The sequence below is a fragment of the Geodermatophilus sp. YIM 151500 genome (assembly GCF_025716945.1).
Taxonomy (GTDB): domain Bacteria; phylum Actinomycetota; class Actinomycetes; order Mycobacteriales; family Geodermatophilaceae; genus YIM-151500.
On record NZ_JAOVZT010000012.1, the window covers coordinates 39,402 to 64,064 of the forward strand.

General features: G+C 77.1%; 25 protein-coding genes and 1 riboswitch. Of the genes, 11 read left to right on the top strand and 14 right to left on the bottom strand.

Going from position 1 to position 24,663, the window contains the following annotated elements; all coding sequences use genetic code 11:
* Nucleotides 1–130 precede the first annotated feature (130 nt).
* Nucleotides 131–838: a (2Fe-2S)-binding protein gene (locus tag OF117_RS17630; RefSeq protein WP_263554151.1), complete on the top strand. Its 708-nt coding sequence runs from the start codon at nucleotides 131–133 to the stop codon at nucleotides 836–838.
* A 207-nt stretch (nucleotides 839–1,045) separates the two neighbouring features.
* Entirely contained in the window at nucleotides 1,046–2,059 is a 1,014-nt protein-coding gene (locus OF117_RS17635) for an ATP-dependent DNA ligase (protein WP_263554152.1), read from the top strand.
* A 25-nt stretch (nucleotides 2,060–2,084) separates the two neighbouring features.
* Here OF117_RS17635 and OF117_RS17640 read toward each other — a convergent pair whose 3' ends face one another.
* The 3 genes from OF117_RS17640 to OF117_RS17650 all read right to left on the bottom strand — a co-directional run bounded on the left by OF117_RS17640 (nucleotide 2,085) and on the right by OF117_RS17650 (nucleotide 4,570).
* A complete protein-coding gene (locus OF117_RS17640; protein ID WP_263554153.1) occupies nucleotides 2,085–2,609 on the bottom strand; it encodes a MarR family winged helix-turn-helix transcriptional regulator in 525 nt (174 codons plus the stop codon).
* A 177-nt stretch (nucleotides 2,610–2,786) separates the two neighbouring features.
* On the bottom strand, nucleotides 2,787–3,875 hold the full coding sequence (locus OF117_RS17645; RefSeq protein WP_318014268.1) for a sensor histidine kinase: 1,089 nt from the start codon (nucleotides 3,873–3,875) through the stop codon (nucleotides 2,787–2,789).
* A 47-nt stretch (nucleotides 3,876–3,922) separates the two neighbouring features.
* On the bottom strand, nucleotides 3,923–4,570 hold the full coding sequence (locus OF117_RS17650; RefSeq protein ID WP_263554155.1) for a DUF5701 family protein: 648 nt from the start codon (nucleotides 4,568–4,570) through the stop codon (nucleotides 3,923–3,925).
* A gap of 197 nt (nucleotides 4,571–4,767) precedes the next feature.
* On the opposite strand from OF117_RS17650, the gene uraD reads away from it, so the two are divergent.
* Complete coding sequence (uraD, locus tag OF117_RS17655; RefSeq protein ID WP_263554156.1) at nucleotides 4,768–5,265, top strand: 2-oxo-4-hydroxy-4-carboxy-5-ureidoimidazoline decarboxylase; 498 nt, start codon at nucleotides 4,768–4,770, stop codon at nucleotides 5,263–5,265.
* Nucleotides 5,266–5,331: 66 nt separating this feature from the next.
* Here the strand turns inward: uraD and OF117_RS17660 are convergent, their stop codons facing one another.
* The 8 genes from OF117_RS17660 to OF117_RS17695 all read right to left on the bottom strand — a co-directional run bounded on the left by OF117_RS17660 (nucleotide 5,332) and on the right by OF117_RS17695 (nucleotide 12,924).
* Complete coding sequence (locus OF117_RS17660) at nucleotides 5,332–5,829, bottom strand: hypothetical protein (protein ID WP_263554157.1); 498 nt, start codon at nucleotides 5,827–5,829, stop codon at nucleotides 5,332–5,334.
* A 100-nt stretch (nucleotides 5,830–5,929) separates the two neighbouring features.
* On the bottom strand, nucleotides 5,930–7,516 hold the full coding sequence (locus tag OF117_RS17665) for a methyl-accepting chemotaxis protein (RefSeq protein ID WP_263554158.1): 1,587 nt from the start codon (nucleotides 7,514–7,516) through the stop codon (nucleotides 5,930–5,932).
* A gap of 209 nt (nucleotides 7,517–7,725) precedes the next feature.
* Nucleotides 7,726–8,850 carry a class I SAM-dependent methyltransferase gene (locus tag OF117_RS17670; RefSeq protein ID WP_263554159.1) on the bottom strand — a complete coding sequence of 375 codons (1,125 nt, stop codon included), beginning with the start codon at nucleotides 8,848–8,850 and terminating at the stop codon, nucleotides 7,726–7,728.
* A 15-nt stretch (nucleotides 8,851–8,865) separates the two neighbouring features.
* Nucleotides 8,866–9,780 carry a haloalkane dehalogenase gene (locus OF117_RS17675; RefSeq protein WP_263554160.1) on the bottom strand — a complete coding sequence of 305 codons (915 nt, stop codon included), beginning with the start codon at nucleotides 9,778–9,780 and terminating at the stop codon, nucleotides 8,866–8,868.
* A 27-nt stretch (nucleotides 9,781–9,807) separates the two neighbouring features.
* Complete coding sequence (msrA, locus tag OF117_RS17680; RefSeq protein WP_263554161.1) at nucleotides 9,808–10,461, bottom strand: peptide-methionine (S)-S-oxide reductase MsrA; 654 nt, start codon at nucleotides 10,459–10,461, stop codon at nucleotides 9,808–9,810.
* A gap of 102 nt (nucleotides 10,462–10,563) precedes the next feature.
* A complete protein-coding gene (locus OF117_RS17685; RefSeq protein WP_263554162.1) occupies nucleotides 10,564–11,583 on the bottom strand; it encodes a 1-aminocyclopropane-1-carboxylate deaminase in 1,020 nt (339 codons plus the stop codon).
* Entirely contained in the window at nucleotides 11,580–12,251 is a 672-nt protein-coding gene (locus tag OF117_RS17690; RefSeq protein WP_263554163.1) for a GntR family transcriptional regulator, read from the bottom strand. Before OF117_RS17690 ends, OF117_RS17685 begins: the two co-directional genes overlap by 4 nt.
* Before the next feature lie 121 nt (nucleotides 12,252–12,372).
* Nucleotides 12,373–12,924 carry a GNAT family N-acetyltransferase gene (locus OF117_RS17695; RefSeq protein WP_263554164.1) on the bottom strand — a complete coding sequence of 184 codons (552 nt, stop codon included), beginning with the start codon at nucleotides 12,922–12,924 and terminating at the stop codon, nucleotides 12,373–12,375.
* Nucleotides 12,925–13,032: 108 nt separating this feature from the next.
* Here OF117_RS17695 and OF117_RS17700 point away from each other — a divergent pair, with 108 nt between their 5' ends.
* From OF117_RS17700 to OF117_RS17720, 5 genes are all read left to right on the top strand, one after another.
* The gene (locus OF117_RS17700) at nucleotides 13,033–13,767 is read left to right on the top strand and encodes a Mut7-C ubiquitin/RNAse domain-containing protein (protein WP_263554165.1); all 735 of its coding nucleotides are present in this window, start codon (nucleotides 13,033–13,035) and stop codon (nucleotides 13,765–13,767) included.
* A gap of 59 nt (nucleotides 13,768–13,826) precedes the next feature.
* Nucleotides 13,827–13,930, top strand: a riboswitch (TPP riboswitch).
* Nucleotides 13,927–14,535: an ECF transporter S component gene (locus OF117_RS17705; protein ID WP_263554166.1), complete on the top strand. Its 609-nt coding sequence runs from the start codon at nucleotides 13,927–13,929 to the stop codon at nucleotides 14,533–14,535. It overlaps the preceding riboswitch by 4 nt.
* 46 nt (nucleotides 14,536–14,581) lie before the next feature.
* A complete protein-coding gene (locus OF117_RS17710) occupies nucleotides 14,582–16,045 on the top strand; it encodes an ABC transporter ATP-binding protein (RefSeq protein ID WP_263554167.1) in 1,464 nt (487 codons plus the stop codon).
* Nucleotides 16,042–16,806, top strand: coding sequence for an energy-coupling factor transporter transmembrane component T family protein (locus OF117_RS17715; RefSeq protein ID WP_263554168.1), 765 nt, complete (start codon nucleotides 16,042–16,044; stop codon nucleotides 16,804–16,806). The genes OF117_RS17710 and OF117_RS17715 overlap by 4 nt, the downstream gene beginning before the upstream one ends.
* Before the next feature lie 305 nt (nucleotides 16,807–17,111).
* Complete coding sequence (locus OF117_RS17720; RefSeq protein WP_263554169.1) at nucleotides 17,112–17,552, top strand: ATP-binding protein; 441 nt, start codon at nucleotides 17,112–17,114, stop codon at nucleotides 17,550–17,552.
* Nucleotides 17,553–17,574: 22 nt separating this feature from the next.
* On the opposite strand, the gene OF117_RS17725 is transcribed toward OF117_RS17720, so the two are convergent.
* Nucleotides 17,575–19,449: a gamma-glutamyltransferase family protein gene (locus OF117_RS17725; protein ID WP_263554170.1), complete on the bottom strand. Its 1,875-nt coding sequence runs from the start codon at nucleotides 19,447–19,449 to the stop codon at nucleotides 17,575–17,577.
* Nucleotides 19,450–19,512: 63 nt separating this feature from the next.
* On the opposite strand from OF117_RS17725, the gene OF117_RS17730 reads away from it, so the two are divergent.
* Together OF117_RS17730 and OF117_RS17735 are read left to right on the top strand one after the other, a co-directional pair.
* Nucleotides 19,513–19,671: a hypothetical protein gene (locus OF117_RS17730; RefSeq protein WP_263554171.1), complete on the top strand. Its 159-nt coding sequence runs from the start codon at nucleotides 19,513–19,515 to the stop codon at nucleotides 19,669–19,671.
* An 842-nt stretch (nucleotides 19,672–20,513) separates the two neighbouring features.
* Entirely contained in the window at nucleotides 20,514–21,977 is a 1,464-nt protein-coding gene (locus OF117_RS17735; RefSeq protein ID WP_263554172.1) for an APC family permease, read from the top strand.
* 13 nt (nucleotides 21,978–21,990) lie between these two features.
* Here the strand turns inward: OF117_RS17735 and OF117_RS17740 are convergent, their stop codons facing one another.
* The gene (locus OF117_RS17740; protein ID WP_263554173.1) at nucleotides 21,991–22,863 is read right to left on the bottom strand and encodes a RimK family alpha-L-glutamate ligase; all 873 of its coding nucleotides are present in this window, start codon (nucleotides 22,861–22,863) and stop codon (nucleotides 21,991–21,993) included.
* Between the two features lie 41 nt (nucleotides 22,864–22,904).
* Between OF117_RS17740 and OF117_RS17745 the strand changes: the two genes are divergently transcribed.
* Complete coding sequence (locus OF117_RS17745) at nucleotides 22,905–23,843, top strand: nucleoside hydrolase (protein ID WP_263554174.1); 939 nt, start codon at nucleotides 22,905–22,907, stop codon at nucleotides 23,841–23,843.
* 44 nt (nucleotides 23,844–23,887) lie between these two features.
* Here OF117_RS17745 and OF117_RS17750 read toward each other — a convergent pair whose 3' ends face one another.
* Entirely contained in the window at nucleotides 23,888–24,574 is a 687-nt protein-coding gene (locus OF117_RS17750; RefSeq protein WP_263554175.1) for a GAF and ANTAR domain-containing protein, read from the bottom strand.
* Between the last annotated feature and the right edge of the window lie 89 nt (nucleotides 24,575–24,663).

Genomic DNA, 24,663 nt, shown 5'->3' on the forward strand with positions numbered 1-24,663 from the left:
GGCCGCCCCGGAGAAGCACGACGACGAGGGCTGACCGGCGCCCGGCCGGTGCGCGCCCGCGGGCCGGGCGCCGGGCCGGCACGCGCCCGCAGGCGGGGCGCGGGGCCGGGCGCCGGGGCGGGACGTCGCGGTGAGCGCCACCGCGGCGGTGGCCCTCGCGGCCGCCGGGGACCTGGGCCCGTTCATGGCCGTCGACGCGACGCCGGGTCCGGACTGGGTCAGCTGGGCCGACGTCGTCGGCGAGCCGGTCGTGCTCCGCGACCGGGTCCGGCAGGCCCGGGAACTGCTGGCTCCCGTGCCCGGCGCCCCGGTCGTCGAGCCGCGGGTGGCGGCCTCGATCGTGCACCTCGGGCTCGTGGCGCGGCTGCTCTCGCCACTGCTCGGCGCCGCGCTGGTGACCGGCGTGCTGCCGGTGGCCGCGCCCGACCGGGTGCACCTGCGCCCCACCGGCAGCCACCCGCTGCCGCTCGCCCTCCCCGGCGCGGACGCGGTGCCGGTGAGCGGCGCCGACGAGGTGGCCGGCGCACTGGGCCGGCACTGGCTGACCCCCGCCGTCGAGCCGCTCGACGCGGCGGTGCACGACCGCTTCCGGCTCTCCCGGAAGGTGCTCAGCGGCAACGTCGTCTCGGCCGTGGCCGGGGCGCTGCGCACCGCCGCGGGCGCCCGGCCGGAGCTGGCGCGGCGGGCGGCGGACGTGCTGGACGCCGTCCTCACCGACGGCCCGCTGGCCGGCACCGGGCGGCGGCGGGACGACGGCTCGTTCGTCCGCCGCTCGTGCTGCCTCTTCTACCGGCTGCCCGGCGCGGGCACCTGCGCCGACTGCGTGCTCACCGGCTGACCCGGCAGGCTGACCCGGCACGGCAGCGGCCCGCCGTCCGTCCGTGGCAACCGCGGCGAGCCCGTCGCCGTCCCCGGGCGCGGCCACCCGCGAGCGCCCTCCCCGCCCCGTGCGCGCCCCTCCCGTTCCGGAGCCGGACCGGCCCGATCGGGTGACGGCGCACGCCGGTGACCTGCGCGGACGCGCCCGAGCCACCACGCTGTACCGGTGCCGCTGACCGCCCCCGGGCTGCCCGACCTGCCACCGGAGCTGCGCGGCCCGGTGGCGGTCGCGCTGGCCAAGCCGGTGCGGTCGATCCCCGCGGCGAGCGCGCTGCCCGGCGGTTGCCGCTACGAGCCCAAGTGGGACGGCTACCGGCTGGTCGTGGTGCGCGGGGCGACGTCCACCCGGCTGTGGTCCAAGCAGGGCCGCGACCTGACCGACCGCTTCCAGGACGTCGCCACCGCCGCGATCGCCCAGCTCCCGCCCGGCAGCGTCGTCGACGGCGAGGTGGTCGTCTGGAACGGTGACCGGCTCGACTTCGGCCTGCTGCAGCAGCGCATGGTCGCCAACCCGCGCCGGCTCGGCCCGCAGATGACCGCGCACCCCGCCTCCTTCGTCGCCTTCGACCTGCTCGCGGCCGGCGGGGTCGACCTGCGCGGCGAGAAGCTGCGCGAGCGCCGGGCCGCGCTGGAGGACCTGGCCGCCCGCTGGGCGCCGCCGCTGCAGCTCTCCCCCGTGACCGCCGACCCCGCCGAGGCCCGCCGCTGGTTCGACGACTGGCGGGTGGCCGGGGTCGAGGGCCTGGTGGCCAAGGGCGCCGCCACGCCGTACCGGCCCGGTCGCCGCGAATGGCTGAAGGTCAAGTCGTGGGAGTCGACCGAGGTGGTCGCCGGCGGCGTCATCGGTCCGCTCGAGCGGCCCGGCCAGCTCGTCGCCGGCACGTACCGGGACGGCGAGCTCGTGGTGGTCGGCCGCACCAGCCCGCTGTCCCCGCAGCAGGCCCGGGAGCTGGCCGCCGTCCTCGAGCCCGCCGGGCCGGACCACCCGTGGCCCGACCGGATCGGCACCGGGCGCTTCGGCGGCGGCCGGCTGTCGGTGCCGCTCACCCGGGTGGTCCCCTCGGTCGTCGTCGAGGTGAGCGCCGACGCCGCGCTGACCGCGGGGGTCTTCCGGCACCCGCTCCGCTACGTGCGGGTCCGGCCGGACCTCCGCCCGGAGGACCTCGACCCGCTGCCCTGAGCGACCGTCGCGGCCGCACCGCCGGTCAGGGATCCTGCGGCACCCGGCCGAGGGTGAGCAGGAACCGGCGGAGCAGGCCCGCCAGCTGCGCCCGGTCGTCGTCGTCGAGCCCGTCGAGCAGCGTGCGCTCCGTCTCGAGGTGATCGGGCAGCGCGGCGTCGAGGGCGGCCCGCCCGGCGGAGGTGAGGCTGACCACGACCGCGCGGCCGTCGTCCGCACTGCGCCGCCGGGTGATCAGGCCCCTCTCCTCGAGCCGGTCCAGCCGCTGGGTGATGGCGCCGGAGGTGACCAGCGCGGTGCGCATGAGCGCCGTCGGGGTGAGCTGGTAGGGCGGGCCGGCGCGGCGCAGCGCGGCGAGGACGTCGAAGGACGGCGCGTCGAGGCCGTGCCGGGCGAAGGTCGCGCGCTGGGCCAGGTGCACCTCGCGCTGCAGCTGGGTGATCCGGCCGATGATCCCCATCGGCGAGCAGTCGAGATCGGGCCGTTCCCGCCGCCACTGCGCAAGGATGCGGTCGAGGGCGTCCTCGACCGCATCCTCGGCGGCGGTCACCGGACCGGTCCGGGGAGCGATCGGCGCCGGCGCTCCGCTCCCCCGTCCACGGCGGATACCTCAGCAGTGAGCGATCCGGCACGTCAAGCCGCTCCGGCACGACCATCGCGGAGCCGCCACCGCAGGGGCGCTCGCCGCCGCAGCCGGCCACGGCGGAGCCGCTCGCCGTGTCGGGGCCTAGCGCAGCGCGGTGCTGAGCCGGACGGCGAAGCCCGCCCGGCGCGGCAGCACGTCGACGTGGTCGCACAACTTGCGGGCCAGCCACAGCCCCATGCCGCCCCGGCCCAGGTCGTCGCCGTGCGCCGGCCAGTACCCGTACAGGGGGTCCGGGAGTCCGGGCCCGCAGTCGGCGATGACGCAGACGAGCCGTCCGGCCGACGCCCACAGCCGCGCCGAGACCGGCGGGGCGCCGTGCCGGAAGGCGTTGGCCGCCATCTCGCTGAGCGCCAGGTGCAGGTCGTCGCGCTGGTCGCGGTCGGGCACGCTCGCGGACAGGGTGGCGCCGATGGCGTGCCGCAGCTCCGGCAGGGTCGGGGCACGGTCGACGGCGAGCAGCGGCGGGGTGTCCTCGATCGGCTCGCGCGGCACGTCCAATCCCCGGACGAACTCGACCGGATCGACGAAGTCGGGGCTGGCCCGCCAGTCGTCGCCGGCGACGAGCGGGTGGGTGACGCCGGCGCTGCGCACCAGCGCGGCGGGCAGTTCCCGCGCGTCGTAGAGGCACAGGGCGGTCACCGGCACCGTGCCGAGCATCGCGTTGGCGACCGACTCGAAGCACTGCCCCTCGCGCACGTCGCGCGGCGCGGCCCCGAAGTCGACCTGGGCGAGCAGGCGCAGCCGCCCCGATCCGCGGGTGGTGGCGCGCTCGGCCAGGCGGCCGGTGTGGCTGAACACCTCGGGGGCGCGGGAGGAGAACAGGCAGATGCGAGGATCGAAGTCGACGGCGCCGGCCCGCTCGCCCAGCGCCTCGGTGAGCCGGCGTTCGAGACCGGGCCGGGCCCCGACGACGGTCAGGTCGTCGGCGTCGAGGCCCGCGGTGACGTACTCGACAGCGAGCGACAGCAGCTGCTCGTCGGTCTCGACCACGGCTGCGGCGTGCCGGGCCGCGCGGGACGGTCCACCGCCCGCCATGCGGGCACCGGCAGACGCGACCGGCTCCGTCGCTGCGCGCGGCGCTCCGTCCACATGCCCCTCGACCGGTCGGGCCGGTGCCGGACCGGCCGTCGTGCTCGCCGCTCCTGCAGCGGATGACTGTTTACAACCCATTGTCCACGACCGGGGTCACCGGCCTGCCAGCGGCGCCCGGCTCCGGCTCACCCCAGCGGTGCCGCACCCCGCCGACCGGCGCAGGACGCCGTCCCGAGCCAGGTGTGCGGCGCACCCTGGTAGCACCATCCCAGCCGCGGCCGTCGCGCGCTCACCCACAGCGCGGGCACCCGCTTGTCGCCGCACCGCGACCCGGCCAGCGAGAAGCAGTTACGCGCACGCAGCACGCCCGGGTCGGAGACGAGCACCGACAGGCCCTCGGCGACGGTCAGCGGCGAGCGGCCGGCCCCGGTGATGCGGGGCAGCACGTCGGCGGGGGTCTGGTCCAACGTCTCCGGCCCCGTGTCGACGTCGAGCAGCAGGTACGGCCCGGAGGGCACGTCGATCTCCGGCAGCGGCCGGAACCGGGCCAGGTCGGCGGCGTCCATGGTGGTGAACCCGGAGCCGCCGAGGGTGTGCACCGCGCCCAGCACGTCGACGACCGGGAGGTCCGGCAGCACGACCACGAACGGGACGCCGGTGCTCCCTCCGTCGTCGGCGGGCAGCTGGTCGCGCAGCGGCTCCAGCCACGCCCGGAAGCACGTCTCCTTGAGGTCGAGCAGGGCCGGCAGGCCGGTGGTGGCGAGGGCGTCGACCTGGCGGTCGAACTCGAGCTCGGCCTCGGTGGGGAGCCTGGCTGCGGGCAGCGCGGACATCGGACCTCTCTTCCGGCCGCACGGGCGCGGCCGCGGAGCGGGCGGACCACGGCAGCGCCTTCGGCTCCCCCGCGCCACCGGCCCGCCAGCTTAGCGAGTCGGTCCGGCGCGCCGCCTCCGGCCGGCACCCGACCGTGTGACACCTCCCGACGTCCACGGGCGGGCGGCGGACGAGGGCGGGCTGGCATCCTGCCGGGGTGAGCGCCCTCGACACCTTCAACGACGAGCCTGCCGACCGGGCGGTGCAGGCGCTGCGGGCGTGCAACGCCGCGCCCCGTTTCGCCGCCGAGCTCGTGGCCGGCCGGCCCTACCCCGACGTCGACACGCTGGTCCGGCGGGCGGAGGAGGTGGCGCGCGGCCTGCCCTGGGCGGAGGTGGCGGTGGCGCTGGCCGCGCACCCGCGGATCGGCGACCGGGTGGAGGGGTCCTCGCCGGAGGCGGAGGCGTCACGGCAGGAGCAGAGCGCCATGGCCGGGGCGGACGCCGGCACCAGGTCCGCGCTGCTCGACGGCAACCGCGCCTACGAGGAGCGCTTCGACCACGTGTTCCTCATCCGGGCGGCGGGGCGCACGCCGGAGGAGATGCTGGCCGAGCTGCACCGCCGGCTGGACAACGACGAGGAGACCGAGCAGGCCGAGGTGACCGAGCAGCTCGCGCAGATCTCCGCGCTCCGGGTGCGCGGGATGGTCTCGTGAGCGGGCCTCGAGGGGCGAGCGGAGGAGATCCGTGCGGGCGACCCGCAGGGATCTCCTCCGCTCGCGTCACCGGGGGACGCCGACCGCCGGGTCGCCCGTCTCGAGGCCCACCCCGCCGAGGAACACCCGCGCGTGCACCCGCAGGTCGGCGAACCGCTCGTCGTCCGTGCGGTGCAGGTGCGCGTCGGTGCCCACGCCGCCGATCCCGCGGGTGCTGGTCCAGACGCGCCAGTCGCGCGGCACGGTCACGGCCAGGCCGCCCAGCAGCGCGCGCACCGTGACGTCGACCCCACCGGGCACGCGCGGGACACCGGTGAGGTCGAGGTGGCCGCCGGCCATCAGCAGGTCCACGCGGACCCGCGACAGGTGGTCGTTGTGCGGGCGCAGCACGACCTCGCCGAGCGCCCGCACCCGCCGGATGCCCGCCGTGCTCTCGTCCCCCTCGTCCTTGCGGCGGGCCACCAGCCGACCGCCGAGCGCCAGCCCGCCCTGCAACGCCAGCCACCCGGCGACCCAGGGCAGGGCCCGGCGCAGCGCGGGAGGCAGGGAGCGCGACGTCGTCATGCCGCACAGCCTGCCCGGAGCCCCGGGCCGCTGACCAGCGGAGCCCCGCCGGCCGGCTCCCGGTGGCGGACGCCCGGTTGCCGGCTCCGGTGGCCGCGGCTCAGTACCGGAAGCGCGCGACCGCGCTCTGCAGCGACCCGGCCATGCGTGCCACCTCGTCGATGGCCGCCCGCGCATCGGTCATGGCCCGGGTGGTGGCGTCGGTGGCCCCGGCGACGGCCGTGATGCTCTCGCTGATCCGGCCCGCCGACACCGCCGCCTCGGAGACGTTGCGGTTCATCTCGGTGGTCGTGGCGGTCTGCTCCTCGACCGCGGCGGCGATGGTGGCCTGCGAGTCGTTGATCAGCCCGATGATCGAGGAGATCTCGCCGATCGCCCGGACGGCGCCCTCCGTGTCGGCCTGGATGGCCTCGACGCGGGCGGTGATGTCCTGGGTGGCCTTGGCCGTCTCCTGGGCGAGCTCCTTGACCTCGTTGGCGACGACGGCGAAGCCCTTCCCGGCTTCCCCGGCCCGCGCGGCCTCGATGGTCGCGTTCAACGCCAGCAGGTTGGTCTGCTCGGCGATGCCCGTGATCACCCTGACCACGTCGGCGATCTCCAGCGACGACTCGCCCAGCGTGGCCACCGTGGACGTCGTCGCGTCGGCCACCGTCACCGCCTGGGCGGCGACCCGGGACACCTCACTGGCGTTCTGCGCGATCTCCCGGATGGAGCTGCCCAACTCCTCCGAGCCCGCCGCGACGGTCTCGAAACCGGCCAACACGCGGCCCGCCTCGCCGGACACCGCACCGCTGTGCGCGGACGACTCGTCGGCCAGGCGGGACAGGTCCCGGGCCGACGCCGACAGCTGCTCGGTGGCCGCGGCCAGGGTCGCGGAGCTGTCGCCGATCGTCCCGACGACGGCGCGCACGGAGGACATCGCGGCCTCCAGCGCCGCTGCCATCGTGCCGACCTCGTCGCGGCTCGTGACGCCGGTCGACCCGCGCAGGTCGCCGTCGGCCATCGCCGTGACGACCGCGCCGACCCGGCGCAGCGGCCCGACCACCGACCGGGTGACGACCCAGCCGAGCGCGACGAGCAGCAGCGCTCCTCCGGCGGCCACCGCCAGCGCCTGCCCGGTCGCCGCGCGCCGCTGGTCGGCGCTGGCCTGCGCCGCCTCCCGGGCGAAGGCCGCCACGGCCTCCTCCATGAGCGGCAGCTCGTCCTCGAGCACCGCGAAGTCGGCGGCGAACCGGGGGTACGCCGCCTGCGCGGCGAGCGGGTCCGTGCCGGCGGTCGCCACGATGGCCGCCGCCGAGGCCAGGTAGTCGTCGACGGCGGGCACCACGGCCTCGACGGCGGCGGTGACCTCGGGGCCGACGTCGTCCGCGGCGGCCTCGGCCAGGATCTCCCGGAACGTGGCGTCGTGCTCGGCCAGGTCGGCCGCCGCGCCCTCGTAGAGGGGGCCTCGCCCGCCGCTGAGCAGGGCCTGCAGGACGTCGGCCCGGACGGCGTCGTGCATCATGTCGGCCATCAGGACGTCGCCGGTCACCTCCGCCCCGGCGAGCAGGTCGTCCGCGCGCTCACCGGCGCCCCCGAGCGCCTGCACGGTGATGGCCGCGAAGGCGCCGAGCGTGAGCACACCCGACGCGACGAGGGCTCCCAGCTTGACGCCGAGCGGGCGGTCGGACCAGACGGTGCGGGCCATGGGAGCTCCTGCGCGGAGGTCGGTCGGTGCTGGCTGCACCCACCCGTGAGCCCAGGTTCGGCAGGGCCGGTCTCCCGCTCCAGGCGAACCGGCGGCCGCGGCGGGGCCGCCGCCCCGCCCGCACCGGTGGCCTCCCCCGCCCCGCCGGCCCCGGCGACCCGCGGACGGCCACCCCGCCGGTCCGCCCGCCCTCCGGCAGCCGGCGGCGTTCAGCGGCGGGTGGAGACGGCGACGACGAACCGCGGCCCGCGGGACACCAGCCGGGTCGGGCCCACCAGCCGCCGCAGCGCGCCGCGATGGGGCAGGGAGCCGTTCCAGACCGTCCACAGCTCGCCGCCGGGCCGCAGCAGCCGCGCTGCTCCGGCGAACAGCCGGTCGGCGGCGGTCGTCACCACCGCCGGGCCCAGGTGGAACGGCGGGTTGCAGACGACGAGGTCGGCGCTCGCCGGCCGCAGCGAGTCGCCGGCGTCGTCGCGCCCCACGCGTACCCGGTCGGCCAGCCCGTTGGCGGCCGCGGAGGCGACGGCGGAGGCGACGGCCGCCGCGGACTGGTCGACGGCCGTGACGGACAGCCCCGGCCGGGCGCGGGCCAGCGCGGCGGCCAGCACGCCGGTGCCGCAGCCCAGGTCGACGGCGGTCCGGGCCTCCGGCGCGGCGCGGTCGAGCACCGCGAGCAGCGCACGGGTGCCGGCGTCCACCTTCGTGCCCGCAAACGCCGCTCCGTGCGCGCGGACGGTGAGCCCGAGGTCGGGGTGGTGGCGTTCCCGCGGGAACGTCGGGCGCCCCGGTCGCGGGCTGCGGGCGACCAGCACCCGCGACTTCTGCCGCGCCAGCGTGGCGGACACGTCGCCGAAGGAGTCCGCGAGGACGTCGTTCATGGCGTGCGTCATGTGCTTGACCCGGCCGCCGACGAGCACGGTCACGTCCGGGGCCGCGCCCGCGGCGAGCACCTCGGCGACCTCGCGCAGCGCGTCCAGCGCCTTGGGCACCCGGACCAGGACGAGCCGCGCGCCGTCCGCCAGCTCCGACGTCAGCGGCACCGGGCGGAAGCCGCCGGTCAGCCCGGTCCGCTCGGCGTTGCGGACGAGAGCCCGCTCGCCGACCAGCAGGTCCTGGTGCACCCGGACACCGGTGGCCCCGGCCGCGGCAGCGCCCAGGGTGAGCGCGCCGTAGGAGTCGTCGACGACGGCGACCTCGCCGGGACCGCAGCTCCGCACCAGGTCAGCGGCGGTGTCGAGCAGCAGCCGGTCGGTGGCGTCGACGGCGACCAGGTCGGGCGCGTCGACGTCCGGCTCCCGGCGCAGCGCCGCCAGCACGTCCTCGGCGTCGGACATGGCCGTCTCCGACGGTCAGGGGTCGGGGGTCGCAGCGACGAGGTCGGCGACGACGCGGGCGAGCTCGGGGCCGGCGTCCTCCTGCAGGAAGTGCCCGCCGGCCAGCGTCACGTGCGGCCGCCCCCGCGCGCCGGGGACCCGCTCCTGGAACACCCGGTCGCCGCCGCGGGTGATCGGGTCGCCGTCGGAGAACGCGGTCAGGAACGGCGCGTCCCAGCGGGCGAGCACCTCCCACGCGGCCCGGTTGGCGGCAGCCGCGGGGTCGTCGGGCCTCGTCGGCACGAGGGCGGGGAACACCCGCGCGCCGGCCTTGTAGCGGTCGTCGGGGAAGGGCGCGTCGTAGGCGGCCAGCACGCCGGCTGGGAGCTGCGACACGGTGCCGTTGGCGATGACCCGCCCGACGTCGAACCGGTCCGACGTCGCCGCGAACCGCTGCCACGTGAGGAACGCCTCGCTCACCGGCTGCTCACCGGTGGGCAGGAACGTGTTGGCGACGACCACCCGGGCGAAGCGGCCGGGGTGCTCGGCGACCAGCCGGAGGCCGATCAGCCCGCCCCAGTCCTGCCCGACGAGGGTCACCCCGCGCAGCCCGAGCCGGTCGAGCAGCGCCTCGCGCATCCACCCGACGTGCCGGGCGTAGGTGTAGGCCGCGCGCTCGACGGGCTTGTCGGAACGCCCGAACCCGACCAGGTCCGGGGCGACCACCCGCAGGCCCGCGTCGACGAGCACCGGGACGAGCTGCCGGTAGAGGTACGACCACGACGGCTCGCCGTGCAGCAGCAGGACCGTCTCGCCGTCCTGCGGCCCCTCGTCGACGTAGGCGACCCGGAGCCGGCCGCCCGCGGTGTCGTCGACCTCGACGTACCACGGCGGGTAGCCGAACCCGGGCAGGTCGGTGAAGCGCTCCTCGGGCGTCCGCAGGACCTCCACGGGTCGCGACGCTACCGGGGGACGGCGTCAGACCCCCGGCAGGCCGACCGGGCAGGAGACCCCGGTGGAGTGCACCGGGCAGTAGCCGTGCGGCACCTTGAACAGGTACTGCTGGTGGTAGTCCTCGGCGTAGAAGAAGTCGCGCAGCGGGGCGATCTCGGTGGTGATCTCGCCGTAGCCGGCGGCTGTCAGCCGCTCCTGGAAGGCGTCACGGCTGGCCTTGGCCGCGGCCTCCTGCTCGGCGGACTGCGTGTAGATCGCCGAGCGGTACTGCGTGCCGACGTCGTTGCCCTGCCGCATGCCCTGCGTGGGGTCGTGGTCCTCCCAGAAGACCTTGAGCAGCTGCTCGTAGGAGATCTGCGCCGGGTCGAACACCACGAGCACGACCTCGGTGTGCCCGGTCCGGGCCGAGCAGACCTCCTCGTACGTCGGGTTGGGAGTGTGCCCGCCGGCGTAGCCGGCCGCGGTCGAGTAGATCCCGGGCGTCTCCCAGAACACCTTCTCGACTCCCCAGAAGCACCCGGCGCCGAAGACGGCGGTCTGCATCCCCTCGGGGAAGGGCGGCTGGATGCGGTTGCCGTTCACCGCGTGCACCTCGGGGACGTGCGGGAGCGGCTCGGCGCGGCCCCTCAGCGCGTCGTCGGCGGACACCAGCTGCGTCTTGGCCCGGGAGAAGAGCATGCCCCGAGCGTAGGCCGGGCCCGCAACCCGCTCGCCCGCCCCGGAACCGGCCGGCGGAGTGCCGAGCGCGAGGAATCCTCGCCTCCCGCAGTCCACCTCCGGTCAGGAGAACAGGGCGCTGTAGCCGTTGAGCGCCGGCTGCCCGCCGAGGTGGGCGTAGAGCACCGTGGACGACGGGTCGATCTCCCCGCGGCCGACCAGGTCGATGGTCGCCGCCATCGACTTCCCCTCGTAGACCGGGTCGGTGACCATGCCCTCGGTGCGGGCGGCCAGCTCCATCGCCCGGATCGTCGTCCCGTCGGGGATGCCGTAGGTGCCGGCGTGGTAGCGCTCGTCGAGCTCCACGTCGTCGGCGGTGATCGGCCGCCGGAGCCCGATCGCGTCGGCCGTGCGCCGGGCGATGCGCAGCACCTGGTCGCGGGTCTCGGCCGGCTTGGCCGAGGCGTCGACGCCCAGCACGCGGCGCGGCCGGCCGCCGTCCTCCGCCAGCTGCGCGAACCCGGCGACCATGCCCGCCTGCGTCGACCCGGTCACCGAGCAGACGACGACCGTGTCGAAGAAGACGCCGAGCTCGGCCTCCTGCGCGGCCACCTCGTGCGCCCAGCCGGCGAAGCCGAGCCCGCCGAGCGGGTGGTCCGAGGCGCCCGCCGGGATGGCGTACGGCTTGCCCCCGCGGGCCTCGATCTCGGCGAGCGCGGCCTCCCAGCTCTCCTTGACGCCGATGCCGAAACCCGCCTTGACCAGCCGGACGTCGGCGCCGGCCAGCCGGCTGAGCAGGATGTTGCCCACCTTGTCGTACACGGCGTCGGGCCAGTCGACCCAGCTCTCCTGCACCAGCACGCAGTGCAGCCCGACCCGCGCGGCGACGGCGGCGACCTGCCGGGTGTGGTTGCTCTGCACCCCACCGATCGACACCAGCGTGTCGCAGCCCTGCGCGAGGGCGTCGGCGACGAGGTACTCGAGCTTGCGCGTCTTGTTGCCGCCGTACGCGATGCCGGAGTTGCAGTCCTCCCGCTTGGCCCAGACCTCCGCTCCGCCGAGGTGCGCGGTGAGCCGGTCGAGCCGGTGCACGGGGGAGGGGCCGAACAGCAGCGGGTAGCGGGGGAAGTCGGCCAGGCTCACGGGTGCTCCTCGGGGTCGGTGGGTGCGTCGGCGAGCTCGTCGAGCAGCGCCGTCCAGATCTCGGTGGTCAGGCCGACGACGGCGGCCACGTCGCCCGCCGCGCACGCGTCGATGAGCCGCGCGTGCCGTTCCGCCGAGCCGCGGGCGCCGTCGGCGGCGAAGCGGCTGCGCTCGAGGCGGCGGATCAGCGGGGTGAACCGGTCGACGGTGGCCGTCGCGGCGGCGTTGCCCAGCCGGGCCAGCAGCACGCCGTGCAGCTCGTCGTCGGCGACCAGGGCCGCGTCGACGTCCCCGGCCGCCACGGCGACGGTGAAGCGGTCGTTCGCCGCACGCATGGCCGCCACGTCGTCGCCGGTCAGCCGGCCGGTGGCCTCCCGGGCGGCGAGCTCGTGCATCGCCCGGACGACGGCGGCGGCGTCGCGTACCTGGGGCACGGCCAGCTGGGTCACGCGGGTGTGGCTCTGCGGCTTGGCCTCCACCAGCCCCTCGTCGGCCAGCCGCGTCAGCGCCGCGCGCACCGGCGCGACAGACAGCCGCAGCCGGCTGGCCAGCTCGGCGTCCTTGATGACGCTGCCCGGCGCCAGCTCCCCGGTGACGATCGCCGCCCGGAGTCGTTCCAGTGCCTGGTCCCGGAGCAGGGTGCGGCCGACCGGCGACAGGCTGGGCACACTGACATCTCAGATGTCAGTGGGGCGGATGTCAAGGGGTGAGCCAGAGCTCCGGCGGCACCGGGCGGCGTCCGGTGGCGCCGCCCGCGTGCAGCGGGGGCTGCCGGACGGTGCCGAGGTGTCAGGCGCCCGGGGGCGGGACGTCGTCGTCCGCCAGCCGGGCCCACAGCAGCTCGTCGTGCTTGCGCCCGTCGCCGTACCGGAACGACCGGCGCAGCCGGCCCTCGCGGCGGAAGCCGGCCTTCTCCGCGACCCGGCCGGAGGCGGAGTTCTCCACGGCGTGGCAGAGCTCGATGCGGTCGACGGGCAGGCTGCTGAAGGCCCAGCGGCAGACCGTGTCGACGGCGCGGCCGGCGATCCCCCGGCCGCGGGCCGCGGCCACCGTCCAGTACCCGATCTGCGCGTCGCCCTGCAGCGGGTCGATCGAGTGCAGCGAGACCGAGCCGAGCAGCTCCCCGGTGTCGCCGTCCACCACGGCCCAGGAGGCGGCGGTGCCCGACGACCACTCGCGGCGCCGGGCGACGAAGCCCGCGGCGTCCTCGCGCGAGGCCTCGCCCTGGCCGTTCCACAGCTGCAGCTCGGGATCCTGGATCGCCGCCCAGACGTCGTCGACGTCCTCCAACCGCCACGGCCGCAACCGCAGCGGACCGGCGGCCAGCTCGATCGGTTCCACGGCGTCGATCGTGCCGGAGCCGGCCGCCCGACCGCGCGCGGCGCGGGGCCCCGCGGCCCGGACGGCGTCGGTCTGGCCATCACCGCCGGGAAGGGGTAGCCCGGGGGCGTGACCGACACCGGCGACGTCCTCGTGCGGGTGGCCGGGCCGCTGGCCTTCCTGCTCCCGGGCCGCGACCGGGCCGGCCGGGTGCGCCGGCTGGCGCACGATCCGGATGCCACGGTCGGGCACGTCGTCCAGGCGGCCGGGGTGCCGCTGACCGAGGCGGGCGAGCTGCGGGTGGACGGCGCCGCCGCCGGACCGGACGACCGACCCGGGCCGGGCGCCGTCGTGGACGTCGGGACGGCGCCGCGCCCGGAGCCCACGCCGCCCGGCGGCTTCCTGCTCGACGTCGGCCTCGGCGCGCTGACCCGCCGGCTGCGGCTGCTCGGCCAGGACGCCGCCTGGTCCGCCGACGCGGACGACCCCGACCTGGTCGCCACCGCGGTCGCCGAGCGGCGGGTCCTGCTCACCCAGGACCGCCGGCTGCTCATGCGCCGCGCGTTCGGCCGGGACGGCACCGCGCGCGGCGCGCTCGTCCGCGGGAGCGGGACCGAGGCCCAGCTGGCCGACGTCCTCGACCGGTTCGCGCCGTCGCTCGCGCCGCTCACCCGCTGCACGGCCTGCGGAGGGCCGCTGGTCGACGTGGCGAAGGAGGAGGTGGCCGACCGGCTCGAACCCGGGACGCGGCGCACCTACGAGCGGTTCTCCCGCTGCCGCTCGTGCGGGCGCGTCTACTGGCGCGGGGCGCACGCCCGCCGCATCGACGCGCTGGTCGAGGCGGCCGCGCGTGCGGTGCGCTGACCTCCGGGGACGGCCCCGGCGCCGTGATCGCGGACGGGCTAGGCTCGGCGGCACAACCGAAGACACCACAGGGGAGCGCCACGGCGCTGAGAGTGCGGGACACCGCAGACCCTCGAACCTGATCCGGGTCATGCCGGCGCAGGGAGTTGGGAGGCATCCATGGCCGAGCAGGCCGTCCGTCCGTCGTCGACCGGGCCCGCGGGGAAGCGCTGGCGCACCGTCGATATCGTCGTCACCGCCGTCCTGGGCGTCGCCTTCGGCGTCGTCTTCTGGGCCTGGGGCCTGCTGTGGGCCGCGACCGGCGCCGCCTTCGACGCGTTCCCGCCCGCGCAGGCCGTGCTGTACGGGATCTGGCTGATGCCCGCGGTCGTCGCGCCGCTGATCGTGCGCAAGCCCGGTGCGGCCCTGTTCGCCGAGCTCGTCGCCGCGACCGTCTCCGCGCTGCTCGGCTCGGCCTGGGGCGGCGTCGTCCTCGTCTACGGCCTGCTGCAGGGTCTGGCCGGTGAGGCCGGGTTCGCCGTCTTCGGCTACCGCCGGTTCGGCTGGTTCCCGGCGCTGCTGGCCGCGGCGCTCGCCGGCCTGATGGCCGCCGTGCTCGACCTCCTGTACTACTACCCGCTCTGGTCGGGGACCTGGAAGGCCACGTACACCGCCGTCGTGGTGGCCAGCACCGCCGCGATCGCCGGGGTCGGCGGCCGGGCGCTGGTCCGTGCCGTGGCGCGCACCGGCGCGCTGAGCTCCTTCGCCGCCGGTGGCAGCCGCGTCTGAACCTGCCGTTCCCGTGCGCCGACCCGGTCCCGCGGGGACCCGGCCCGTGCCCGCCGCCGGCGGGGCGCCGGGAGGCCCCCGGCCCGCCCGGGTGGTGGCGCGGGGGCTGGGCGTGCGGCACGCGTCCCGGCACGCGTGGGCGCTCACGGACGTCGACGTCGTCGTCGGACCGGGCGAGCGGGTGCTGCTCACGGGCGCCTCGGGGTCGGGCAAGTCGACGCTCCTGGCCGCCGTCGCCGGGCTGCTCGAGCACGAGGGCACCGAGCTGCGCGGCGGGCTGACCGTCGACGGCGTCGACCCGCGCGCCGCCCGCGACCGGCTCGGCCTGCTCGCCCAGGACCCCGACAGCCAACTGGTCATGACCCGCGCCGGGGACGACGTGGCCTTCGGCCTGGAGAACGCCGGCCTGCCGCCGGAGGCCATCTGGCCGCGGGTCGACGAGGCGCTGGCCGACGTGGGCTTCGGCTACGACCGCGAGCGGCCCACCCAGGCCCTCTCCGGCGGGGAGAAGCAGCGGCTGGTGCTCGCCGGGGCGCTGGCCCGCCGGCCCGGGCTGCTGCTGCTCGACGAGCCCACCGCGCAGCTCGACCCGGACGGCGCCGCGCTGGTCCGGTCGGCGGTGGCGCGGGCGACCGCCGACCGGGGCGCCACCGTGCTCGTCGTCGACCACGACGCGGCGCCGTGGTTGCCCCTCGTCGACCGCGTGGTGGAGCTCGTCGGCGGGAGCCTGGTCGAGCACGGCCCGGACTGGCGGCCGGCGCCGCGCGCGGCGGGCCTCCGGCTGCCGCCGGCCCCGGACGGACCGGTCCTGCTCGCCGCGGAGGCCGCCGGCTTCACCTACCCGGGTGCTACCACCCCCGCGCTGCGTCCCACGGACGCCGCGCTGCGGGCCGGTCGGGCGCTGGCCCTGACCGGCCCGAACGGCACGGGTAAGTCGACGCTGGCGCTGCTGCTGGCCGGCCTCCGCGCGCCCACCACCGGCCGCGTCGAGGCGGCCGCGGAGCTCGCCGCCGGCGTGCGCCGCGGCGTCCGGGCGCCGCACCGGTGGCGGGCCGGCGAGCTGGTCACCCGGATCGGCACGGTGTTCCAGCACCCCGAGCAGCAGTTCCTCACCGGGCGGCTGCACGACGAGCTGGCCCTCGGGCCGCTGCGGTCCGGCGGGCACGCGACGGCCGCCCGGGCCACCGCCGAGGCCCTGCTGGAGCGGCTCGGCCTGACCGCGCTCGCCGACGCCAACCCGTTCACCCTCTCCGGCGGGCAGCAGCGGCGGCTGTCGGTGGCCACCGCGCTTGCCACCTCGCCGCGGGTGCTGGTGCTCGACGAGCCGACCTTCGGCCAGGACGCCGCGACCTGGCGGGAGGTGGTCACACTGCTCGCCGAGCAACGGGCGCGTGGCTGCGCGGTCGCCGTCGTCACCCACGACGCCGACCTGGTCGACGTCCTCGCCGACGACCGCCTGGTCCTGCCCGCCCGGCGCGGCGCGCCGGCCCCCGACGGGGGACGGCGGTGACCGCGTCGCTGGCGCTGGGACCGGTGCCCGGGGTCCGGCTGGCGCGGATCAACCCGGTGGCGCAGCTGACCGCTGTGGGCGTGGTCACGCTCACCCTGTTGACCAGCCTGGACGTGGTCACCCCCGCCGTCGTGCTGGCCGCCGAGCTGTGCCTGTTCCCGGCGGCCGGGCTCGTCCGCCCGGGGGTGGTGTGGCGGCGCACCTGGCCGGTGCTGGTCGGCGCGTCGAGCGTCGCCGTGGTCAACGTGCTGCTGGCCGAGGACGCGGGCGTCGTCACCGGGGTCGGCCTGGCGCTGCGCGTCGTCGGGCTGGCGCTGCCCGGCGTGCTGCTGGTGGCCTCGACCGACCCGGTGCGGCTGGCCGACGCGCTCACGCTGCACTGGCGCGTGCCGACCCGCTTCGCCTTCGGCGCGCTGGCCGCGGTGCGGCTGGCGCCGCTGCTGGTCGCCGAGTTCGAGGCGATCCGGCTGGCCCGGCGCACGCGCGGGGTGGACGCCGGCCGCAACCCGGTCGCCGCCGTGCGGCTCCTGGCGGGCGCGGGCTTCACCCTGCTGGTCGGGGCGGTGCGGCGGGCCACCCGGCTGGCGACGGCGATGGACGCCCGCGGCTTCGACAGCGGCGTCCGGCGGACGAACGCCCGCGGCTCGGTCCTGCACGCGCGCGACACCGTCTTCGTCGCCGCCACGGTGGCCGTGTGCGCCGCCGCGGTCGGCCTGGGCCTCGTCCTGGGGACGTGGGACCCGGTCTTCGTCGGCGGCTGATCCCGATCGGACCATCGCCAGCGGCTCCGGGTCCACCCCCGGGACGGCGTCCAGCGGGCTCACCTCGCTCGCGCCGTCCCGCCGGGGCGTCCTGGCCCGCGACGCCCCCCGGCACCGGCCCGCCGCCCTGCTGGTGGAGGGCATCCGTGGTCAACTGGCCACGGATGCTGTGCCGCGGACCCGACGGTCACCCGCCCGGGGGTGACGCCCGACCCAGCAGGGTTTGGGCGCGCGGCGGGCAGCCCATAGGAAGGTGTCAGGCCGGCCGACCCGACGGTGGCCCCGCAGACGAGGGAGACCGCACGGTGACAGGGGACGCGGCCGGGCCGAGCTGGCCGACCGCGAGCCCACCGCCCGCCGGCCCGGCCCTGCGCTGGGAGCTTGGCGACGTCGCCGAACTGCCCCGCGTGCGCGCCGACGTCCGCCGTCACGTCACCGCCACCGGGTCCCTCGGCGACCGCGCCGCCGACCTGCTCGACCAGCTCGTGCTCACCCTCGACGAGATGGCGTCGAACGCGCTGCGCCACGGCGGTGGCCGCGTCGAGGCGGCGGTGCGGACGACCGGCGACGCCTTCCTCGTCGAGGTCTCCGACCAGGCGGCGCACCGGCCGCCGGTGCCCGCCGTCGACCGCGACCCCAGCGAGGGCGGCCTGGGGCTCTACCTCATCGCGGAGCTGGCCACCGAGCACGGCTGGTACGTGCGCGACGGCTGCAAGCACGTCTGGGCGCTGCTGCGCCGCGGCTGAGCGCCGCGCGGGGATGCCGGTGTCAGCGGCCGGCCGCGTAACCCTGCATGCCACGCGGGTTGGCCGCCGCGCGCAGCACGCCGGTCTCCGGATCGCGGCTGACCGCCGACAGCCGGCCCAGCGACCACGGTCCGGACACGGTGACCGTGTGCCCGCGGCGGCGCAGCTCGGCGATCACGTCCTCGCCGATGCGCGACTCGACGACGACCTCGCCCGGAGTCGTCTGGCGCGGGTAGAACGACGACGGGAAGCTCGTGGTGTGCCAGGCGGGCGCATCGATGGAGGCCTGCAGGTCGAGCCCGCGCACGGTGTGGGCCAGCCAGAAGCACAGCTGCCACTGCTCCTGCTGGTCTCCCCCGGGGGTGCCGAAGGCCATGACGGGGACGCCGTCCCGCAGGGCCAGCGAGGGCGTGAGCGTGGTGCGCGGCCGCTTGCCCGGGGCGAGGGAGTTGGGCAGGCCGCGGTCGAGCCAGAACATCTGCGCCCGGGTGCCGAGCGGGAAGCCCAGCTCGGGGATGACCGGTGAGCTCTGCAGCCAGCCGCCGGACGGCGTGGCCGAGACCAGGTTGCCCCAGCGGTCGACGACGTCGATGTGGCAGGTGTCGCCCCGGGTGGTCCCGCGGGCGTCGACGGTGGGCTCGCCGACGCCCGCTGCGGTGGCCGCCCCGGCTGCGGCGAGCGACGGCGCGGTGCCCGGCCGGTCGGTGCTGATCCGGCGCGGGAGGAGCGGCGGCGCCCCCGCCGGCGATCCGGGCCGCAGCTCGGTGCTGGCCCGCTCGCCGATCAGCGTCCGCCGCTCGGCGGCGTAGTCCGCGGAGAGCAGCCGGTCGACCGGCACGTCGCCGCTGTCGCCGTACCAGGCCTCCCGGTCGGCCATGGCCAGCTTCACGGCCTCGACGGCGGCGTGCACGGTGTCGGCGTCCGGACCCGTGCCCCCGGGGCCGTCCGGGCCGGCCGCCCCGTCCCCGGCTGCGGCACCCCGTCCGCGCGCGGACCGCACCGCCGGGACGCCGTCCAGCATCGCCAGCGCCTGGAGCAGTGCCGGACCCTGCGACCACGGCCCGGCCTTCGCGAGCGTCCACCCGCGCCAGTCCAGCGTGACCGGCGGCTCGTAGCCCGGCGTCCACGTGGCCAGGTCCTGCCCGGTCAGAAACCCGGGGTGATCACGACCGGAGTCGTCCCTCACCGGGTACCGGCAGAAGCTGTCGATCGCCTCGGCGACGAATCCGGAGTACCAGGCCGCCAGGGCCGCGTCGATCTGTGCCTCTCGGGTGGGTCCGTGCGCTGCGTCGAGCAGGCGACGGTAGGTCGAGGCGAGGACCGGGTTGCGGAACGGACGGCCGGCGGCCGGAGGTGCACCGTCGGAGGAGAGCCAGGTGGCGGCCGAGGTCGGCCAGTGGGTGCGGAAGTGCTCGGAGACCGAGGCGACGGTCGCGGCCACCCGGGGAACGAGGGGGTGGCCGGTCTCGGCGTACTCGATGGCGAAGCGGAGGACGGCGTCCAACGGCTGGGTGCCGTGGTCGCGCAGCAGGGTCAGCCAGGCGCCGACGGCGCCGGGGACGGTGGCGGCGAGGAGGCCGGTGCCCGGGACGAGGTCCAGCCCGAGCTCCTCGAAGGCCTCTACGGTGGCTCCGGCGGGGGCGACCCCCTGACCGGACAGAACGACGGGTCGCCCCGCGTCCGAGCCGGACCCCCCGCGGGCGAGGACGACGGGGACCTCGCCCCCTGGGCCGTTGAGGTGGGGCTCGACGACGTGCAGCGTGAAGCCGGCGGCAACGGCGGCATCACAGGCGTTGCCCCCCGCCTCGAGGGTCGCCATGCCGGCGGCCGTGGCCAGCCAGTGCGTGGTGGCGACCATGCCGAACGTGCCGGCGAGCTCGGGCCGTGTGGTGAACACCCCGACACCCTAGGTGCCCGCGCCGGGGCCGGCTCCGCGCCGGGGAGCCCGTTGGAGGGCGCGGTGGAGGGCGCGGTGGAGGGCGCGCCGGGGATCGCGGCCGGCGGCAGCACCGGCTCCCGGACCGACGGCGCCGCGACCGTGGGGGTGCTGGGCAGCTCGCGCAGCACGACCGGTGCGTCGACCGCGCGGACCGGCGGGTCGTCCCACGTCGCGCGGTAGGTCCGCCGCGGCGGCGGCGCACCCCACGCCAGGTGGGCGCCGTCCGGCCCGGCGCCCCACAGCGCCGCCCGGCGGTGCAGCGTCCGCAACCGCAGCCGCAGCCGCCCGAGGAGGGAGGACGGGGCATCCGCCGGGGCGGCGGCCGCCGGACCACCCGGCAGCGTCGGCTGCGGAGGCCGCCAGGCGGCGCCCGGGGCGGCGCCGGGATCGGCGCCGGCGCCGGCGGCCGGGGTGCCGGGCGCCGGCCTGCGCTCGCCCGGGGCCGGGAGGCCGGAGGCCGGGATGCGGGCGCTGGGCGCCGGCGGCACCTGCCGCAGCGGGACGGCGCGTGGGATGCCGCGCGCGGCCGGGGACCGGTACGCCGCCGAGCGCCGCGGGCGAGGGCCCTGCCGGACGAGCACGTCGGCCCGGTCGAGCACGTCGATCAGCCCGGCGAGGCTCAGCCCTGCGTCGCCCGCCGCCGGGGCGGCCGGCGCGGTCGACGCGGGTGCGGTGGCCTGCTCGGAGCCCATGCACGTCCTCCTGGAGTCGGTGACCGCGGCCGGGGAAGGTGCCGCGGTCAGGAGGAAAGGTAAGGAGCGGACGGCCCCGCGGCGCCGCTCCGCGGGGACTCCCGGGAGGCGCGTGACCCAACCGTTGCGCACCCCCTCGCGCGCGGCCGACGACCGCTCCCCCGCCGTGATCACTTGTCGACAAGCGGGTGGTCCGCACGCGGGAAAAGCGGCCGGGAGGCGCACGGTCACCCGAAGACGCCTCGGGCGCGGACGGCGTGTCGTGCACCCGGACGGGTGACGCACCCGTGCCGAATTGCCGCTCCGCCGCTCCCTGCACAGACTCGCCCGGTGAGCGATCCCGCCCGGCCCACGGGTGCCGGCGCCGGCGCCGGCACCGGCAGCGACACCAGCTCCGGCGGCGACACCAGCACCGGCGGCGACGCCGCCAAGGACGCCGACACGAACGGCGACACCGACGGCGACACGAGGCTCAAACGGGCGGTCTCGGTCCGGCTGCTCTACCTGTTCATCCTCGGCGACGTGCTGGGCGCGGGCATCTACGCGCTCGTCGGCGAGGTGGCCGCGGAGGTGGGCGGCGCCCTCTGGGTGCCGCTGGTGGTCGCCCTCGGGCTGGCCCTGCTGACCGCCGCCTCCTACGCCGAGCTGGTCGGCAAGTACCCGCGCGCCGGCGGGGCCGCCGTGTACGCGGAGAAGGCGTTCCGGCGTCCGGAGGTGTCCTTCCTGGTCGGCTTCTGCATGCTCGCCGCCGGGGTGACCAGCGCGGCCGGTCTCACGCTCGCCTTCGCCGGCGACTACCTGGCGGTGTTCGTCGAGGCACCCACCACGGTCACCGCGGTCGTCTTCCTCGTCGCGCTCGCCCTGGTCAACGCGCGGGGCATCTCGGAGTCGGTGCGGGCCAACGTGGTGATGACGGTGGTCGAGGTCAGCGGGCTGCTGCTCGTCGTCGTCCTCGGCGCGGTCGTGCTCGGCCGAGGCGACGGCGACCTGGGCCGGGTCATCGACTTCCCCGACGGCGTCCCCGCCGGCTCGGCGGTGCTGGCCGCGGCGCTGATCGCCTACTACTCCTTCGTCGGGTTCGAGGTGTCGGCCAACATCGCCGAGGAGGTGCACTCCCCGGCGCGGGCCTATCCGCGGGCGCTGTTCGGCGCGCTGGCCACCGCCGGCGTGGTGTACCTGCTCGTGGCGCTCGCCGCCGCGGCGGTCGTCCCGGCCGACACCCTGGCCGGCTCCTCCGGCCCGCTGCTGGAGGTCGTCCGCGCGGCCGGTGCCGGCGTCCCCGGCTGGCTGTTCAGCGCCGTCGCGCTCACCGCCGTGGCCAACGGCGCGCTGCTGGCCATGATCATGTCGAGCCGGCTGGTCTTCGGCATGGCCGAGCAGGGCCTGCTGCCCCGGTCGCTGGGGCGGGTGCTACCCGGCCGCCGCACGCCGTGGGTGGCGATCGTCGTCACGACCGCGGTGGCGATCGCCCTCACGCTCACCGGCACGCTGGCCGACCTGGCCACCACCGTGGTGCTGCTCCTGCTGCTGGTCTTCCTGAGCGTGAACACCGCCGTCCTGGTGCTCAAGCGCGACACCGTCGACCACCGGCACTTCGTGACGCCCCGCGCGGTGCCCGTGCTGGCCATCGGCTCCTGCGTGCTGCTGCTGTGGCAGCAGGAGGCCGGCACGTGGCTCCGGGCGGGCATCCTGCTCGCGGTCGGCGTGCTGCTGTACCTCCTGACCCGGCCGGCCCGCCGGCGCGGCGAGCCCCTGGACGACGACCGCCCGGGTGAGGCCGCGGCGGCCCGCTGAGCCGGGTCCACAGTCAGCCCAGCCGGGCGGCGAGGGCGGCTGCGACGCGCGCGGCCGCGCCGTCGTCGGTGGTGAGGAAGAGGCTGGGCTCGGTCAGCTCCAGCTCGAGCAGCACCGGGCCGCCGTCCGGCCCGGGCACGAGGTCCACCCGGGCGTACAGCGGCGGCGCCCCGGTCCGGGCCGCGACCGCGGCGAGCACGCGGTCGCCCACCTCCCGCTGGGCGGCCGTGGGAGTGCGCGCGGTGATCGTCTCGGCGGCGAACAGGCCCTCGCCCAGCGGCCCGCCGGCCAGCAGCGCGTCCTTGCGGAAGGCGTGGCTGAAGGCGCCGTCGACGTACACCAGCCCGGTCTCGCCCTCGTCGTCCAGCCGCTCGAGGTAGGGCTGCACCATGACCACCCGCCCGCCGGCGAGGACGGCCGCGGCGAAGTCGCGGGCCGCCGTCCGCTGCCCCGGCCGGAACCGGGCGGTGTCCCGGGCGCCGGCCGACACGGCCGGCTTGACGACGACGTCCTCACCGACCGCCAGCGCGGCGTCGAGGGTCGCCGGGGTGCCGGACCAGGCGGTGGGGACGACGGGCAGCCCCGCGGCGGCCAGCTCGGTGAGATACCGCTTGTCGGTGTTCCAGGTCAGCACGTCGGCGGGGTTGAACAGCGCGGTCGCCGCCTCCACCGCACGCGCCCAGGCGAGGAAGTCGTCGCGGCGGGGGGCGTAGTCCCAGGTCGAGTGGACGACCACGGCCCCGGCCGCCGCCCAGTCGACGCGCGGATCCGCCCAGTCGGCGACCGCCGCCGCCACGCCCGCCTCGGCGAGGGCGGCCAGCAGCAGCGGCTCGTCCTCGTCGGTCCCGGCGGCCGACGCGCAGCTGGCGAGGAGCACGGAGGACATGCGGCGATCCTGCCGTGCCGCCGTCCTGGCACGATGCGCCGGTGCCCGCGCCGACCCCCCTGGTGATCGACACCGACCCCGGCATCGACGACGCGCTGGCGATCCTGCTGGCGGTGGCCAGCCCGGAGGTCGACCTGCGGCTGGTCACCACGGTGCACGGCAACGTCGACCTGGCGCGGACGACGGAGAACGCGCTTCGGGTGCTGCACCTGGCCGAGCGGTCCGACGTCCCGGTGGCCGCCGGCGCCGCCGACTCGCTGGTGCACCCGCAGCCGCGGCGCGCCGGGCACGTGCACGGGGAGGCCGGGCTCGGCGGCGTGGTGCTGCCGCCCTCGCCGGCGACGGTGGACCCCCGCCCGGCCGTCGTCGCGCTGGCCGACCTGCTGACCCGCTCGGCCGAACCGGTGACGGTCGCCGCGATCGGCCCGCTGACCAACCTGGCGCTGCTGCTGCGGGTCTTCCCCGCGGAGGCTTCCCGGATCGGCCGGCTGGTGGTCATGGGCGGATCGGCCGCGGCCGGCGGCAACGTCACCGCGGTCGCGGAGTTCAACGCCTGGGCCGACGCCGAGGCCGCGCACGTCGTGCTCTCGTCCGCGCTGCCGACGGTGCTGGTCGGCCTCGACGTCACCCGCCCCACCGTGCTGACCGCGGCCGGCATCGAGCGGTTCGCCGCCGCGGGGCCGGTGGGCGAGCGGGCCGCGGCCATCCTCGGCGACTACGTCGACGAGCCCCGCGACGGGCACGGCACCCCGGGGATCGTCGTCCACGACGCGCTGGCGCTCACCGAGGCGATCGTCCCCGGGACGCTGGGCACGGTCCGCCGCGACGTCGTCGTCGACACCACGCTCGGAGCCGGCCGCGGGCAGACGCTGGTCGACCGGAGGTCGGTGTCCCGCGCGCCCACGGCGGTCGAGGTGGCCGAGACCGTCGACCCCGCCGCCGCGACCGAGTTCCTGGTCGGCCGCCTCTGCTCCCTCTGACCGGAGTGGATCCCGTGCGGGTGACCCGGGCGGATCCACTCCGGTCAGCGCGGCTGGGTGGAGGCGACGATGCCGGTGGCGATCTCCCGCAGCTTGCGGTTGTAGCGCTGGGAGGCCTCGCGCAGGATGTCGAAGGCCGCGTCCGCGTCCACGTGCCGCTGGGCCATCAGCACGCCCTTCGCCTGCTCGATGACCGCGCGCGACTCCATGGCCAGCCGCATGTTGCGCGCCTGCTCGACGACCTGCGCGTGCGCCTCGGCGTTGGCCACCGCCACCGCGACCGCCTCCGCGACCTCGCGCCCGGCAGCCAGCGACTCCTCGCCCGAGAAGGCGCCGGGCTGCGTGGAGTAGACGTTGAGCGCGCCGATGGCCGCGCCCTGGTAGGGCAGCGGCACCGACAGCGAGCTCCGGACGCCGACCCGCAGGACGTGGGACGCGTAGTCGGGCCAGCGCCGCTCGGTGCGCATGTCGTCGACCCGCAGCGTGATACCGCCCCGCCCGGCGTCCATGCACGGTCCGTAGCCGCGCTCGTACTGCAGCTCGTCGGCGGCCAGCGCCATGTCGCCGTGGTGCGCGGCGGTGAAGGGCTCCTCGCCCCGGATGAGGGTGATCGACGTGGCCTCCGCGCCCGGGATCGCCCCGGCGGCGATGCCGACGACCTCGGTGAGGACCTCCGACAGGGACCGCTCGGCCAGCACCACGCGGCTCAGCTCCCGCCACAGTTGCTGCACGGGCCCAGTGTGCCCGGCGGGCACCCCCCCTCGCCGTCCACCCTTTCGCGCAACGCGACGGTTTCGGTCAGGATGGGGACGGCCGGGCG